At 45.0% G+C, this 13,966-nt stretch carries 11 protein-coding genes and 1 other annotated feature; of the genes, 9 read left to right on the top strand and 2 right to left on the bottom strand.

Features of this window, described 5'->3' with window-relative positions; translation table 11 throughout:
- The first annotated feature begins 221 nt into the window (after positions 1 to 221).
- From MSG33_RS18760 to MSG33_RS18745, 4 genes are all read left to right on the top strand, one after another.
- Positions 222 to 1,181, top strand: coding sequence for a TIGR01212 family radical SAM protein (locus MSG33_RS18760; RefSeq protein ID WP_248381710.1), 960 nt, complete (start codon positions 222 to 224; stop codon positions 1,179 to 1,181).
- Between the two features lie 35 nt (positions 1,182 to 1,216).
- Positions 1,217 to 2,965 carry a diguanylate cyclase gene (locus tag MSG33_RS18755; protein WP_225461792.1) on the top strand — a complete coding sequence of 583 codons (1,749 nt, stop codon included), beginning with the start codon at positions 1,217 to 1,219 and terminating at the stop codon, positions 2,963 to 2,965.
- A gap of 241 nt (positions 2,966 to 3,206) precedes the next feature.
- Positions 3,207 to 5,561: an aerobic respiration two-component sensor histidine kinase ArcB gene (gene arcB / locus MSG33_RS18750; protein WP_047009095.1), complete on the top strand. Its 2,355-nt coding sequence runs from the start codon at positions 3,207 to 3,209 to the stop codon at positions 5,559 to 5,561.
- Between the two features lies 1 nt (position 5,562).
- Positions 5,563 to 6,012 carry a hypothetical protein gene (locus MSG33_RS18745; protein WP_006742686.1) on the top strand — a complete coding sequence of 150 codons (450 nt, stop codon included), beginning with the start codon at positions 5,563 to 5,565 and terminating at the stop codon, positions 6,010 to 6,012.
- Positions 6,013 to 6,095: 83 nt separating this feature from the next.
- On the opposite strand, the gene arcA is transcribed toward MSG33_RS18745, so the two are convergent.
- Positions 6,096 to 6,812, bottom strand: a complete 717-nt coding sequence (gene arcA, locus MSG33_RS18740; protein WP_005381824.1) for a two-component system response regulator ArcA — start codon at positions 6,810 to 6,812, stop codon at positions 6,096 to 6,098.
- Positions 6,813 to 7,173: 361 nt separating this feature from the next.
- Here arcA and MSG33_RS18735 point away from each other — a divergent pair, with 361 nt between their 5' ends.
- Both MSG33_RS18735 and MSG33_RS18730 read left to right on the top strand, forming a co-directional pair.
- Complete coding sequence (locus tag MSG33_RS18735) at positions 7,174 to 7,581, top strand: DUF3293 domain-containing protein (RefSeq protein ID WP_248381708.1); 408 nt, start codon at positions 7,174 to 7,176, stop codon at positions 7,579 to 7,581.
- 55 nt (positions 7,582 to 7,636) lie between these two features.
- A complete protein-coding gene (locus MSG33_RS18730) occupies positions 7,637 to 8,119 on the top strand; it encodes a putative 4-hydroxy-4-methyl-2-oxoglutarate aldolase (RefSeq protein ID WP_005396309.1) in 483 nt (160 codons plus the stop codon).
- Here the strand turns inward: MSG33_RS18730 and MSG33_RS18725 are convergent.
- Positions 8,116 to 8,586 carry a hypothetical protein gene (locus MSG33_RS18725; RefSeq protein WP_046873974.1) on the bottom strand — a complete coding sequence of 157 codons (471 nt, stop codon included), beginning with the start codon at positions 8,584 to 8,586 and terminating at the stop codon, positions 8,116 to 8,118. The genes MSG33_RS18730 and MSG33_RS18725 overlap by 4 nt on opposite strands.
- Positions 8,587 to 9,024: 438 nt before the next feature.
- Positions 9,025 to 9,144, top strand: a sequence feature (Thr leader region).
- Between the two features lie 53 nt (positions 9,145 to 9,197).
- Between MSG33_RS18725 and thrA the strand changes: the two genes are divergently transcribed.
- The 3 genes from thrA to thrC are packed head-to-tail and all read left to right on the top strand — an operon-like array spanning position 9,198 to position 13,911.
- Entirely contained in the window at positions 9,198 to 11,657 is a 2,460-nt protein-coding gene (thrA, locus tag MSG33_RS18715; RefSeq protein WP_065645164.1) for a bifunctional aspartate kinase/homoserine dehydrogenase I, read from the top strand.
- Between the two features lie 20 nt (positions 11,658 to 11,677).
- Positions 11,678 to 12,634: a homoserine kinase gene (gene thrB, locus MSG33_RS18710; protein ID WP_047009099.1), complete on the top strand. Its 957-nt coding sequence runs from the start codon at positions 11,678 to 11,680 to the stop codon at positions 12,632 to 12,634.
- A complete protein-coding gene (thrC, locus tag MSG33_RS18705; RefSeq protein ID WP_053809747.1) occupies positions 12,631 to 13,911 on the top strand; it encodes a threonine synthase in 1,281 nt (426 codons plus the stop codon). The genes thrB and thrC overlap by 4 nt, the downstream gene beginning before the upstream one ends.
- Positions 13,912 to 13,966: the final 55 nt, after the last annotated feature.

Here is a 13,966-nt window from a genome sequence, read left to right as displayed (position 1 = left end):
AGTCGACGTTGTGACCCAATTTTTTCGTTTAATTATGCATTTTTAGTTTAACATTTACGCAACATGAACGTTTTTTATCTGTATTTATGCAGGTTTATTGATTTTGAGCCGTATGATGTTTGTTTGAATTGACTAGTATTGTGTGTTTTTTCTTGCAGGGATGTAATTTATTTACACAGATCGTAGTGAGATTGATTACGGTTCATTGTTGGTGAGAATTTATGCAGTTACATGAGTTGGTCAATACAATCGGCCAAGATCTTCAGCGTCGATACGGTGAAAAAGTCCATAAACTAACGTTGCACGGTGGATTTAGTTGCCCTAACCGAGATGGCACGATTGGTCGGGGAGGATGTACTTTTTGTAATGTGGCTTCGTTTGCGGATGAAGAAGTACAGATAAAGAGTATTCACGATCAGTTGAAAGATCGTGCGGGCGAAATTCATCGAGCGAAAAAGTATCTCGCTTATTTTCAGGCTTACACCAGTACTTATGCGGAAGTGCAAGTGCTGAAAAATATGTATGAAGAAGCACTAAAAGCGGCTGATATTGTGGGATTGTGTGTCGGGACTCGTCCAGATTGCGTGCCTAATGCCGTATTAGATTTGCTGTCTGACTATGTACAGCAAGGTTATGAAATTTGGCTAGAGTTAGGACTTCAAACCGCTAATAACGACACCCTTAAGCGCATCAATCGCGGTCATGATTTCGAATGTTATGCCGAAATCACTAAGCGCGCGCGAACACTCGGAATCAAGGTTTGTACTCATTTAATTGTTGGATTACCGAAAGAAAGCCGCGACGATAATATTGAGACGCTGCAAAAAGTGTTAGCCGTGGGCACGGATGGCATTAAGTTACATGGCTTGCATATTGTGGAAGGCAGCACCATGGCGAAAGCGTGGCGTGCAGGACGGTTAGAGGCGCCAGAGCTAGAAGAATATGTCGCAATTGCCAGTGAGATGATTCGTATGACGCCACCGGACGTGATTTACCATCGCGTTTCATCAGCAGCTCGTAGACCTACCTTATTATCGCCACTGTGGTGTGAAAATCGCTGGCTGGCGATGACTGAAATTGGTCGAGCCCTCAGTGAACATGGTGCTCAAGGAAGCCTAACGGGAAACGCTTTTATCTATACTAAACCGGAATTAATAGCAGATCGCTCAATAAATAACTGATATATTTTAACCAGTTTTCTTTAAAGGTTTAAACGATGGATCAGTTACTCAATTGGCTTTGGGATGGTCAAGGCGGTTATGGCTATGTCGTCTTGTTATTAATTGCTAGCGTGTGCGCGTTAGCACTGATCTATTTGCACTTTCAAACATCACTTAAGCAACTCGTAACGGATTCACCCTATCCAGTCATAGTGCTGGATAGTGGCCATGCTCAGATCTTGTTATCTAACCAAGCTGCGATGCAGTTATTAGGTATTCGCTCTTTAGGTACGGGATATTTGTATCCCGCTTTATTCGATATTCGTGAGCTTGAGTCGTTTCTCGACAGTGTCTCTAGTCGTCATTTTAGCCAGCAGGTATTTGATTGGCGCTTATCTGAAAGCGAATCTATCAAGGTGGAGTTGTCAGGAAGAAAGAGTTTGCTGCGCAATCACCGTGTTTGGATCATCTACGCGCAGCCATATCAAGCCACTCATCAAGAGCAGCAACAAGAGCTTGCGCAATTAACGATTGCTCGTTCGGCACTAGACTCACTCTCTGAGTTAATTTGTACCCAAGATCGCCAAGGGAATTTATTAACGACGAACCGAGCATTTGATCAATTTTGGGAAGGGCGAAGGGAAGAAGCCTGCGCATCAAAGGTTTCCATGGGTGAGGCTAGCAGAAAGAGTGAGCGCAAGTGGACGACGGATCCACAAGGTCGCAGTTGCTTATTGGAAGTGAATCAAAATTCCCTTGTGTCACCGAGTGGTGAGCTGATCGGTACATTATCCATTAGTCATGATGTGACCGAGTGGCACAAAATGCAGCAGAACCTGAGAGATGAAATGGAGCGCCGTAAAGATACAGAAGTTGCGTTGGCGCAAAGGGATACCATCTTACAGACTATTCTTGACGCTAGCCCTGACTCTATCGGTATCTTCAATGAGAATATGGTCTATCAAGCGTGTAATAAACCGTTCGTTAATGCATTAGGTATTTCAGACGTGTCTGATTTGATTGGTAAGCGCCTTCAAGATGTCATTCCTGAAGAGATGTACGCTCGCTTAGCTGCTAGTGATTTAGATGCATTGCGTCAGTCAGAGCCTGTCCGATATATAGATAAAGTCGTTAGCAGTGATGGCAAAAGTACGTGGTTTGATGTGGTGAAATCGCCTTTTAAAGATAAAGCTTCAGGAACGAATGGTGTGCTGATCATGGCGCGTGATATTTCTGAACGTTACCTTGCCGAACAAAAGTTGGAGAGAGCCAATTTAGAGTTAGAAAAGTTGAGCTTTATGGACAGCTTAACTCAGGTATCGAACCGACGCCGCTTCGATGAACAACTGCAGGTACTATGGTACCACCATGCCCGCGAAAAGCTGCCGCTCACTATCATGTTGTGTGACATCGACTTTTTCAAAGATTACAACGACTGTTACGGCCATCAGCAAGGTGATGAAGCATTGGTCAGTGTTGCTACCGTATTCACAAAAGTCATCAATCGCTCTTCGGATTGTGTTGCGCGTTATGGTGGTGAGGAGTTTGGTTTTATCCTGCCGAATACCACAACGGAAGGCGCGAGCAATGTAGCACAGCGTATTCATGAACAAATTCGACAACTCGATATGGAGCACGACAGCTCAGAAGCATCGGAACGTCTCACGGTCAGTATCGGTCTTGTCTCTTATATTCCTCAACATGGTGATGAACCGGAAATGGGTATTGCCATGGCTGACAGTGCGCTATACCAAGCCAAAGCGGATGGACGTAATCGCACCTGTATTCACCCAAGTTCTTGCTAACGCTTTGTGACCGCTTGCTCTAAGTTGATAGCTGATTGTTTAAATCGCCGTATTAAACACGTTAAACTTACCGAAGCCTGTGCGTTCGTTGGTTAACTTATCTTTTTATCTTGTTTAGCAAGCGCAGTTCGCACTACGTATTTTTCACTAATCACACAGACCTAAATTGCGTTAGGCCGAATATGTCTGCTCGTTTTTTATCATTGAAGGGCAACATCTAGCCAGCACCATGGAGTAGTTAATGAAACCCATGAAAAATCTCGCCCAGTATTATGTCGACTTGCTAGTCAAACTGGGGATTGTTCGTTTCTCGATTTTGCTGGCCCTTGCGCTGGTGGCATTAGCCGTTGTGGTGCAGGTGGGGATTACTTTAGCTCTCAAGGGGCGAGTCGACGATATCGACATTGTCCGTTCGGTGTTTTTTGGTCTCTTGATTACACCTTGGGCGGTTTATTTTCTTTCTGTTGTTGTTGATCAGCTAGAAGAGTCTCGCCAGCGTTTAACCAAGTTGGTGTCCAAACTGAAAGACATGCGCTCGCGAGACCAAGAACTGAATTATCAACTGCAACAAAACATCGAAAAGCTCAACCAAGAAATTGAAGAGCGCATTAAAGCAGAAGAAGCTCGAGAAGAGGCGATGCAAGATCTCGAAAACGAGGTGTTCCAACGAGAGCGTACTCAGTTAGAGCTGGCGGAACGCACTGCACTACTGCGTTCATTTATTGATGCCTCGCCAGACTTAATTTACTACCGCAATGCCGATGGTGTGTTCTCCGGTTGTAACCGGGCAATGGAAGAGCTAACGGGCAAGAAAGAGCACCAGTTAGTCGGATTAAGCCCTTGGGATGTGTATAGCAAAGAAATCGCTGAGCACATCGTTGATACTGACCAAAAGGTCTTCGCCGATAATCAAGCCATCACTTACGAGCAGTGGCTAGAGTACCCTGATGGACGCAAGCACTACTTTGAACTGCGTAAAGTGCCGTTTTACAGCAAAGATGGTCGTCACCTTGGATTGGTAGGTTTTGGCCGTGATATCACTGAACGTAAACGTCATGAAGAGTCGTTAGAGAAAGCAAGCCGTGATAAAACTACTTTCATCTCAACCATCAGTCATGAACTGCGAACGCCACTAAATGGCATTGTGGGCTTAAGTCGTATGCTTCTCGATAGTCCATTGACAGAAGAGCAGCGCAAACACATGCAGACCATCAATGTGAGTGCGATTACGCTAGGTAACATCTTCAACGATATTATCGATATGGATAAGTTTGATCGCCGCAAGTTAGAACTATTACCTGCGCCACTTAACTTCGAAGACTTCGTCGCTGAGATTGAAAGCATCTCTGCTTTGATGGCGGAGCAAAAAGGGCTGCGTTTTGACTTAGAACGTTTGAGTGATTTACCAAAAGCAATTGAAGTGGATGCGACCCGTTTGCGTCAGGTAATTTGGAACTTGGTCAGCAACGCAATGAAGTTTACCAAAGAAGGTGGCGTTGTGATGACGGTGAGTGCGGATGTCGAAGACGATTTTGCCACCATTATTATGGAAGTGGAAGACACAGGTATTGGTATACCGGAAGATGAGCTTGATAAAATCTTCGCCATGTATTACCAAGTGAAATCAGGTAAAGACAACCTACATGCTGTCGGGACTGGTATAGGCTTGGCGGTGTCAAAACAGCTGATCAATATGATGGATGGTGACATTACTGTCGCTAGTGAAGAGGGTTTTGGTAGTACTTTTACCGTATCGATTCACGTTCCTATTGTGGAACTCGAAGAACCTGTCATTGATGCAAAACGCGACAATATGCATCTCAACATCTTTATGGTCGAAGACATTGAGCTTAACGTCACTGTTGCCAAATCGTTGCTTGAGAGCTTAGGGCACTCCGTTACCGTGGCGATGACGGGACAAGAAGCGCTCGTGAACTTTGTGCCAGAAAAATATGACTTGGCGTTGTTGGATATTCAGCTGCCTGATATGACGGGGTTTGATGTCGCAAATTATTATCGCGAGCATTATAACAATCTGCCTCCATTGGTCGCCCTAACAGCTAATGTGATGAAAGATCGTCGTGAATACTTAGATAACGGCATGGATGATGCCATCAGTAAACCGCTTGCTGTGAACGCCATTCAGTCTGTAATTGATAAATTCTTCGCGCATCAGGTAGAGCAGCAAGAGCAACCTGAGAGCGTTCCAGAAACAGTGGAAGAGCCGACCCCTTCTCCTGTGATTGAGACACACTTGCTCGATATGGATATGTTAGAGTCTTACGTCGACATTGTTGGTGCCAAGCCGGTCTACGACAGCATAAAAATGTTTGAAGACATGATGCCAGACTATATTGATGTCTTAGACTCAAACATGACGGCAAAAGATCAAGATGGGATTGTTTCTGAAGCGCATAAAATTAAAGGCGCTGCAGGTTCGATTGGCCTCAAACGTATCCAAAGTGTGGCGCAGAAAGCGCAATCTCCCGATATGCCAGCATGGTGGGAAAACATTTCAGACTGGGTTGAAGAGATCAAAAATGAATACCAAAACGATATTCAAGTCCTCAAAAGTTGGTTGGAACAAAGGAAATAACATGAAAAAAATCGCACCGTTGGCGTTGGTTATAGCATTGATGGCAGGTTGCAGTTCCGTTCCAAGTGTGAACTGGCAACAAAACAGTCAGATTACGATTAACCAGGTGAATGTCGAGCTCAAAAGTAACTTATGGGTGAACCTGATGCCGACTGTTGGGGAAGTACAAGAGCAAAGCATTCAAGGATCACTTTACCTTGAAGGAGACCAGTTACTCCCAGCCAACCTGACTGCCGAAGCGCTTATCATCAAGCAAGGAGAAAAAGAGTGGTGGGTGGATGAAGACTCTTTAGAAACTCGAACTCATAGTGAGAGCCAATGGGAAGTAGCCTTCACGTCTCAGGTAGACGCGGACACAGAAAAATCGGTTGATATCGCGGTACTTTTAGACGACGCAGGTAAACAGCGCTGGTTAGTGGAAAAGTACGTGAAGATTAACAAGGTTTATTAGATTCAGTGATTGTCCGCTAATTGCTAAACCCAAAATAAAAGGGCTTGCTCAATGAGCAAGCCCTTTGCGTATTAGCGATTCAATTAGTCTTCTAGATCGCCACAGAAGCGGTAACCTTCGCCGTGGATAGTCGCGATGATTTCAGGAGTACCTGAAACAGACTCAAAGTGTTTACGAATACGACGAATCGTTACGTCTACAGTACGGTCATGCGGCTTAAGTTCACGGCCAGTCATCTTCTTAAGAAGATCGGCACGAGTTTGAATCTTACCTGGGTTCTCACAGAAGTGCAGTAGAGCTCGGAACTCAGAGCGAGGGAGCTTGTAGCTATCACCAGCAGGGCTTACTAGAGAGCGGCTGTTGATGTCCAGTACCCAACCATTGAATTCATACTTTTCTACTGAGCGTTTCTCTTCTTGCACCGCATTAGAGCTCATTGAGCGGCTAAGTAGGTTGCGAGCACGAATAGTCAGTTCACGTGGGTTGAATGGTTTAGTGATGTAGTCATCTGCACCAATCTCAAGACCTAGGATCTTGTCCACTTCATTGTCACGGCCTGTCAGGAACATTAAAGCAATGTTCGCTTGTTCGCGTAGTTCACGCGCTAACAGAAGGCCATTCTTGCCTGGAAGATTAATGTCCATAATAACCAAGTTGACTGAGTTGTCAGACAACACTTGGTGCATCTCTTCACCGTCACTGGCTTCAAAAACAGCGTATCCCTCTGCTTCAAAAATACTCTTAAGAGTGTTACGAGTTACTTGCTCATCTTCAACGATAAGAATCTGCGGGGTTTGCATTGGCGGTACCTAAATTTGTGACAAAATTGTGCTAATAGAATAAATTCTAGGCAAAAATATAACATACAGGTAATGTGATTTTGATAATAAATCAAGTTGATCAAAAAAACACTTCTTTCAGTTATCCGCCCTCCATGGAATTTTGCCAACTCACCAGTATCCAATGGCGACGTTTATTCTAAAGGGCTTGTTTACCTTTCATTTCCTGCTTTCTGTGGGGCCTGAAACGTAAACACCCTAAGATATGGAGCGGATTTTATATTGTTAACAGCATGCTAACAATGCTCAAATGTTAATTCCATTCAGTTTGTTGATTTATATCAATTGATGAAATGTAACTGTTATTAATCGTTTAAGACTTATGATAGAAAAAAGTAATACGAACATAGACGCATCGTTATGGAATGCTTATTCAGAATCTTTTTTCAGATTCGAGGCCGAGTGGTGCGTTTCAAACTACGCTGTGATAACCGCTTGGAACCCATACAGTAATTTGCGGTCCAAAGAAGAGAACTGCATAAGCAATCAAGCATTAGAAACACTACTACAGAACGTTAATTACGCGCCTATCACAGTAAGTGACAGCTCTTTTACATGGTATGAGGAAAGCTTTGCCGTCGAGTTATCACCAGAGGCGGCGGTCGCATTGGCGAATGACTTTCAACAAAACGCGATTTACTACGTCATTGATGATCAACTTTACCTTATTGCGTGCTCACAGCCGAAAGTGTTGCATAAGTTAGGCTCCCTTAAGCCTCGACTCGTATAGGAAAGGATACTACTCACCGAAGCACTGCTTGGGTGAGAAAATTCACGGAGGAAATATGAGAGACATTACACCCGATATTTGTGACCAATTTGAAGACCAAGTTACCCTGCTTACTTTGCCACTGCAGAACTTTGGTCAACGCACCGCTTTTTACGGAGAAATTGTCACAGTGCGTTGCTATCACGACAACTCAAAAGTACGTGAAGTACTGGGCGAAGATGGGACGGGGAAAGTATTGATTGTTGACGGACATGGTTCGTGTCAGAAAGCATTGCTTGGCGATCAATTAGCAATACTCGGAATAGAAAATGGGTGGGAAGGCATTATTGTCTATGGTGCAATACGCGACGTAGCACAAATATCTCAGATGGACATTGGTGTGCAAGCACTTGGTACCAATCCGTTTAAGACAGAGAAGCGAGGTATGGGAGAGGTCAATGTGACCTTAACGATGCAAAACCAAATCGTGCAGCCGAAGCATTATGTGTACGCTGATTGGAATGGTGTGTTGATTTCAAAGCAAAAATTAGATTTCTAAAAACGAAAGCCTAAACCTACCTCAATACCTTGTTGCCAATCTTGGTAATCAAGAGTCGCGTGAAAATCCAGTTTATCGGTGATTTTTACGCGACTTGAGACTTCAGCTGCGAGGCTGCTGTCTTCTTGTCGAATACCTTCCGCAGTCTCATTCTTGTAAGAGCGAACCGTACTTTTTAGTGTGACACGATCATTGAAGTGATAGCTGATCCCACTCAAAAAACCGCTTTGGTTTTGGGTTGGAGAGTTGTTGACTCGTGCACCGACGTAAACGTCTACGGAGTCAAAGAGTTCGTACGCATAACCCGTGTCGATATTCCAAACATCGAAACTGTCAGATTGATAGCTGTCGCTGGAAATAAATAGTTTATGAGGAGAAGGGGATGTTTTGCCTGGAAGAGGCGGAAGCTCGTTCGCTAGACAAACGCCAGGCACAAAAAACAGCAACAGAAAAAGCCCTCTTTTCATGCTCACCACTCCTTGTGTCAACTTTTTTATTAGTATGTGCCCAAAGCTTCTCACTATTAAAGCATAGAATATGAAAGCTAGCTCACCTATTTTCTAAATAATTCGATCCTGTGAACATAGGTCACAGTTAAGTTGTTGTTAAGTGTCAACAACTCCCTTTCATAATTTGATCTTACGCTTTATGACGAAGATCAGACTAGTTATGGAGTAAAAAGTGAGACTGATGACGATGGGATGAGCCCCCTACAAAAATAAGCGACAGATTTCCTAACGAGCAATAACATCCAATTAGCGTTAAATATCAATAAGATTGCTTAGCAGAATTCGCTGTAAGACTGAAAAACAAACAATTTTTTGTTGACTATGAATCGGAAACTCGGTAAACGTAGAGTTAAGCAAACACAATTAACGTTGAATATTTATTTATGCCATCTAACAGCCTAGTAGTAATGACCACGACCATTATTATTACCGACACGACACATGTTGGGGCAGGCTGCTGAGCGAAAGAAATTCACAAAAAAGGCCTGTATCCAACAAGATACAGGCCTTTTTTTATGCTTTTTTATCCAGAATTTAGACAAGTTTGAGAAGATATACCGGAGGAAGGGATGCGAGTATTGAAGTTTGGCGGTTCATCACTAGCTGATGCAGATCGCTTTTTAAGAGCGGCAGACATCATTGCCAATAACGCTCAACAAGAAGAAGTGGCGGTTGTTCTTTCAGCCCCAGGTAAAACAACAAATAAGTTGGTTGCGGTCATTGAAGGCGCGTTGCGCAATGGTGAAGCAGAGCTGCAAATCAAAGAGTTGGATGAATCGTTTAAAACGCTATTCACTCAAATCCAAGCAGTACTACCCAATATTGATGGTTCAGCTTTCGATAACCAAGTGAAAACCTCGCTATCTCAATTACGTCAATTTGTTCACGGCATCAATCTATTAGGTATGTGCCCAAACAACGTAAATGCACGCATTATCAGTAAAGGTGAGCGTGTTTCCATTCAGTTGATGAAAGCTGTCTTGGAGGCGAAGGGACAACAAGCGAGCTTGATCGATCCTGTCGAGTATCTGTATGCCCAAGGTGATCATCTTGAAGCTATGGTTGATGTGGATATTTCAACGCAAAACTTCCGTCAAAAACCCCTTCCTCAGGGTCATGTGAACATTATGCCGGGCTTTACAGCTGGCAACGAAAAAGGAGAGCTTGTCACGCTTGGTCGTAATGGCTCTGACTACTCGGCAGCGGTTCTTGCAGCTTGCTTACGTGCAGACTGTTGTGAAATCTGGACCGACGTTGATGGTGTATACAACTGTGACCCACGTTTAGTCGAAGATGCTCGCCTACTTAAATCACTAAGCTACCAAGAAGCGATGGAGCTTTCTTATTTTGGTGCTTCCGTTCTGCACCCGAAAACCATCGCCCCTATTGCTCAATTCCACATTCCATGTCTGATCAAAAATAGCTTTAACCCTCAAGGTGCAGGTACTCTTATCGGCCAAGATACTGGTGAAGATAATCTTGCGATCAAAGGTATTACAACACTTAACGACCTAACCATGGTTAACGTATCAGGCCCTGGTATGAAAGGCATGGTAGGCATGGCGAGTCGTGTATTCGGTGCGATGTCGTCTGCTGGTGTATCTATTGTTCTGATCACTCAGTCTTCTTCTGAATACAGCATCAGCTTCTGTATTGAGGCTGAAGATAAAGCGAAAGCGCAGCAAGTGCTGGCAGATGCGTTCGAGCTAGAACTGAAAGATGGCTTACTAGAACCGGTCGAGTTTATTGATAATGTTTCAATCATTACGCTTGTTGGTGACGGTATGCGCACATCGCGTGGTGTGGCTTCTCGCTTCTTCTCTTCTCTTGCTGAAGTGAACGTGAATATCGTGGCGATAGCACAAGGCTCATCAGAACGTGCGATTTCTGCCGTTATTCCAGAAGACAAAATTTCTGAAGCGATCAAAGCGTGTCACGAAAACCTATTCAACTCGAAACACTTCCTCGATGTGTTCGTTGTTGGTGTTGGTGGTGTGGGTGGCGAGCTGGTGGATCAGATCGAGCGCCAACAAGTCAAACTGGCTGAGAAAGGCATTGTGATTCGAGTTTGTGGCTTAGCAAACAGCAAAGGTCTGTTGCTTGATAGCGAAGGCTTACCGCTCGAGCACTGGCGTGATCGTATGTCAGCAGCCACAGAAGAATTCAGCCTAGCGCGTCTGATTTCTTTGGTACAACGCAATCATATTATCAACCCTGTATTGGTTGATTGTACTTCCAGTGAAGACATTGCTAAACAATACGCCGACTTCCTAGCGGCAGGTTTTCATGTTGTAACACCAAACAAAAAAGCAAACACAGCAAGCATGGCGTACTACCATCAGCTTCGCGATGTGGCTCGTAGCTCCCGTCGTAAATTGATGTATGAAACAACCGTAGGTGCAGGCCTACCGGTTATTGAAAACTTGCAAAACCTGATTTCTGCAGGTGATGAACTGGAGCGCTTCAGCGGTATTCTTTCCGGTTCTCTTTCTTATATTTTCGGTAAGTTAGATGAAGGAATGAGCTTAAGTGAAGCGACGAATATCGCAAAAGAAAATGGCTTTACTGAACCAGATCCTCGTGATGATCTGTCTGGTATGGATGTCGCGCGTAAGTTGTTGATCCTAGCTCGTGAAGCGGGCATGTCACTAGAGCTTGAAGATGTTGTTGTTGACCAAGCGCTACCGCCAGGTTTTGATGATTCAGGCAGTGTTGATGAGTTTATGGCGCGTCTCCCAGAAGCGGACGCCTACTTCAAAGAGTTATCAGCTAAAGCAGCAAAAGAAGGCAAAGTACTGCGTTACGTTGGTGAGATTAACGAGGGCAAGTGCACAGTAAGCATCGCTGCGGTGGATGAAAACGATCCGATGTATAAAATCAAAGACGGTGAAAACGCACTGGCATTTTACAGCCGTTACTACCAGCCAATCCCACTTGTGTTGCGTGGCTATGGCGCAGGTACTGAGGTAACGGCTGCGGGTGTATTCTCTGACGTGATGCGTACTTTAGGTTGGAAACTAGGGGTATAACAAGAATGAGTTCAAGTGATATGGATGTAGTGGTTTATGCCCCAGCATCAATTGGTAATGTAAGTGTTGGTTTTGATGTATTGGGGGCGGCGGTGTCCCCAGTGGATGGGACCTTGCTAGGTGACAGAGTGCAAGTTAAGGCAGGGACTGAGCCGTTCAGTCTGAAAACTGCGGGTAATTTTGTCTCTAAGTTGCCTACAGAGCCAAAAGAAAACATCGTTTACGATTGTTGGTTGGTGTTTGCTCGCGAACTAGACAAAAAAGGTGTTGAGCTAAAACCACTTGAAATGACGCTAGAAAAGAACATGCCAATAGGCTCAGGTTTAGGCTCAAGTGCATGTTCTATCGTGGCGGCGCTGGATGCCTTAAACCGATTCCATGGTCAACCGCTGAATGAGACTGAGCTGCTAGCACTGATGGGGGAAATGGAAGGCAAAATCTCTGGTGGTATTCACTACGATAACGTCGCGCCGTGTTACCTTGGTGGTGTCCAGTTGATGCTTGAAGAGTTGGGTATCATCAGTCAGGAAGTGCCTTGCTTTGACGATTGGTACTGGGTGATGGCTTATCCGGGTATCAAAGTATCAACAGCAGAAGCGCGTGAGATCCTACCATCTCAATACCGCCGACAAGATATCATCGCTCATGGTCGACACCTTGCGGGCTTTATTCATGCGTGTCATTCTGGTCAGCCAGAGCTAGCTGCAAAAATGATCAAAGACGTGATCGCAGAACCGTATCGTGAGAAACTGCTTCCGGGCTTTGCGAATGCACGTCAATACGCTGCATCAGCAGGTGCGTTAGCAACCGGTATTTCTGGCAGTGGTCCAACACTGTTCAGTATTTGCAAAGAGAAAGATGTCGCTGAGCGAGTTGCTCGCTGGTTAGAACAGAACTACGTACAAAACGAAGAAGGATTCGTCCACGTTTGTCGTCTAGATAAGCAGGGTTCGAAAGTAACAGGAAGTGAGCTATGAAGCTTTACAATATAAAAGAAAATGATGAACAAGTTTCCTTTGGCCAAGCCGTTCGCCAAGGGTTAGGCCGTAACCAAGGTCTATTTTTCCCATCGGAATTACCAAAGTTTGAAGACGTTGATGCGCTACTGGCCGAAGACTTTGTTTCTCGTAGCACTAAGATTTTATCAGCGTTTATCGGTGATGAGCTGGCGGAAGAGCAAGTCAACGCGCTTGTGGACGCAGCGTTCCAATTCCCGGCGCCAATCAATCAAGTCAAAGATGGTGTTTACGCGTTAGAGCTTTTCCATGGTCCAACGCTGGCATTTAAAGATTTTGGCGGTCGCTTTATGGCGCAATCTCTGGCGGCGGTATCGGACGGTGGCAAGATCACCATTCTGACTGCGACTTCTGGCGATACTGGCGCAGCCGTTGCGCACGCTTTCTATGGTATGGAAGACATCAACGTTGTGATTCTTTACCCGAAAGGCAAGATCAGCCCACTGCAAGAGAAGCTATTCTGTACGCTAGGCAAGAACATTCACACTGTCGCGATCGATGGCGACTTCGATGCGTGCCAGGCTCTGGTTAAGCAAGCTTTCGATGATTCCGCACTGCGTGAAGAGATCGGCCTGAACTCTGCAAACTCAATCAATATCAGCCGTTTGATGGCGCAAATCTGTTACTACTTTGAAGCAGCCGCGCAAATGAGTAAGGAAGAGCGTGAAAACCTAGTAGTGTCTGTACCAAGTGGTAATTTCGGTAACCTGACGGCAGGTCTACTGGCAAAAGCGCTGGGTCTGCCGATCAAACGCTTCATTGCTGCAACCAACGCCAATGACACCGTGCCACGCTACCTAGAAACAGGTAAGTGGGAGCCAAAACCAACGGTTGCAACGACATCGAACGCAATGGATGTAAGTCAACCGAACAACTGGCCGCGTATTGAAGAGCTCTGCCGAGTGAAAGAGTGGGGCCTAGAGACACTAGGTAAAGGCGCGGTTTCAGATGAGCAAAGCGCACAATCTGTGAAAGACTTGTACTCATTGGGCTACCTATGTGAACCGCACGGTGCGATTGCTTACCGCGTTCTTGAAGAGCAACTGCAAGAAGGTGAAACCGGTCTGTTCCTATGTACTGCTCACCCAGCGAAGTTCAAAGAAGTGGTGGATGATATTCTAGAATCAGACATCGACCTTCCTGCGCCACTAGCGAAGCACGCGGCGATGGAGTTGCTATCGGAAGATCTCGACGCAGACTTTGAAGCATTGAAACAAGTACTGCGCCGCGTACAGTAATTATTAAAATGATGAACGACGAAAGGTGAATGAGCAATCATTCGCCTTTTTTATT

The organism is Vibrio sp. 1CM7H (assembly GCF_023161645.1).
Classification (GTDB): Bacteria; Pseudomonadota; Gammaproteobacteria; order Enterobacterales; family Vibrionaceae; genus Vibrio; species Vibrio diabolicus.
This window is presented reverse-complemented; position numbering and strand designations above follow the sequence as displayed.